The organism is Paenibacillus forsythiae T98 (assembly GCF_000520735.1).
Classification (GTDB): Bacteria; Bacillota; Bacilli; order Paenibacillales; family Paenibacillaceae; genus Paenibacillus_AQ; species Paenibacillus_AQ forsythiae.
Map to the genome: position 1 here is coordinate 1 of NZ_ASSC01000032.1, position 1,674 is coordinate 1,674.

Consider the following 1,674-nt stretch of genomic DNA (forward strand, 5'->3'; position numbering starts at 1 on the left):
CTGCTGGACGAGGGCGAGCTGCGCCAGCTGCCCGGGCTTGGCCCGAAGCTGGCCCGGGCGATCCGCAAGCTGGGCCTGTTCCCGTAAGGCGGCCCGGTCCGAGCTGTCCTGAACCTGACGCATTCAGGTTCGAAGATAACAACGCCGCTATCCCATCATTTCAATACACTTCCGTATAGAGGCGGCATAAGGAGAGAAAAGGCATGAGCGCAACATTAACGGTGGTCGGACTTGGCTCCGGCAATCCCGACCGGCTGACGCTGGGCATAGTGAACAAGCTGCGGACGGCTTCCAAAGTCTACGTGCGAACCAAGGAGCATCCCGTGATGCAGGCTCTGGGGGAGCTTGGCGTGGAGTCGCAGTCCTTCGACGGGCTGTACGAGTCCTTTTCCTCGTTTCCCGAAGTCTATGAAGCGATAACCCTGAAGCTGCTCGAAGAAGCGCGTTCGGGCGATGAGGATACGGAGATCGTCTATGCCGTTCCCGGGCACCCGATGGTTGCGGAATCCGCCGTTTCCAAGCTTCGCCTGCGCTGCGCGGAGGAGGGAATCCGTATAGACGTCCTTGGAGGGGAGAGCTTTCTGGACGAGGCATTCGTGCGGCTTGGGTTCGATCCAATTGAAGGCTTCCAGTTGCTGGACGCCTCCGGCATCTCGCGCTCGCAGCTTCGTCCCGAGCTGCATACGCTGATCGGACAGGTGTACGACACCTTTACAGCCTCCGAGGCCAAGCTGTGCCTGATGGAGCTGTATCCGCCTGAATACGAGGTCACGATCGGCCATGCGCTCGGCGTAGAGGGCGAGGAGCGCATCGTCAGAGTGCCGCTGTATGAACTGGATCGTCAGGAGGGCTACGGCAATTTGTCGCTGATCTACATTCCGGCTGACCGCTCCGAGAGCTTGCGGAGCCGCACCTTTGACCGTCTGCATGAAATTGTCGGCATTCTGCGCAGCCCGGAGGGCTGTCCCTGGGACCGCGAGCAGACCCATGATTCGCTCCGCAAAAATCTGATCGAGGAAACCTACGAGGTGCTCGAAACGATTGACGAGGACGACCCCGAGCATATGAAGGAGGAGCTGGGCGACCTGCTGCTGCAAATTATGCTGCATTCCCAGATGGAGGAAGAGCTTGGCGCATTCACGGTGTTTGACGTCATTGAGGGGCTGAACGGGAAGCTGATTTTCCGCCATCCGCATGTCTTTGGCGACAAGGACGCCCAGGATGCGGAGTCTGCCCTCCAGAACTGGGAAGGCATGAAGGCCGAAGAGAAGCGGCGCAAAGGCATCAAGCCGGAGGCCGAGTCCGCGCTCAGCGGCGTTCCCCGGGATTTGCCAGCGCTTATGAAGGCGTACAAGCTGCAGAAGAAAGCGTCCAAGGTCGGCTTTGACTGGGACAATATCCAGGATGTGCTCGCCAAGATCGGCGAGGAGCTGGATGAGCTGAAGGAAGCGATTGAGTCCGGTGCTCCGGCGGAGGAGCAGATGCTGGAGCTGGGCGACCTGCTGTTCGCGGCGACCAACGCCGCCCGGTTTATCGATGCCGATCCCGAGGAGGCGCTGACCCGCACCAACCGCAAATTTGTCGAACGCTTCCGGTACATCGAGCGCCGCCTGCGGGACAAGGGAATCACGCCCAAGGACAGCAGTCTGGAGGAAATGGACGCTTTATGGCGGG

At 60.2% G+C, this 1,674-nt stretch carries 1 protein-coding gene; it reads left to right on the forward strand.

Annotation, left to right across the window (positions count from 1 at the left end):
• Positions 1-203: 203 nt before the first annotated feature.
• Positions 204-1,674: bifunctional methyltransferase/pyrophosphohydrolase YabN (gene yabN, locus L692_RS0101540; protein WP_025696563.1), on the forward strand; the 1,471-nt coding region annotated here is incomplete at its 3' end.